The organism is Alcanivorax sp. HI0044 (genome assembly GCF_001634945.1).
This window is the reverse complement of the sequence record NZ_LWEZ01001058.1, coordinates 1-259: the sequence shown is the minus strand read 5'-3', so window position 1 is coordinate 259 and position 259 is coordinate 1. Positions and strand designations below refer to the sequence as shown.

The 259-nt window shown below is 61.8% G+C and carries 1 pseudogene; it reads left to right on the top strand.

Annotated elements, in window-relative coordinates:
- A pseudogene (locus A3730_RS31680) lies at positions 1 to 259 on the top strand (thiol:disulfide interchange protein); the annotation flags it as partial.

Sequence of the window (259 nt, the reverse complement as noted above, 5' to 3'; positions counted from 1 at the left end):
TGGCCGCTCCGCCAGCAGCGGCGTCTGACTCCAGCGCTGGCCCAGGCTTCCTCGACACGCTGCAGTCCGAAGATGCCAACGCCTTCAATCAGTGGATGAAAGACCAGCCCCTTGGCCTGATCATCGGCCTGTTTTTTGTGGGCGGCCTGCTCTTGGCCTTTACCCCGTGCGTTTTTCCCATGGTACCGATCCTGTCCGGCATCATTGCCGGAGAGAAAGAGCCCAGTGCCGCCCGCGGCTTCACCCTGAGTGTCAGCTA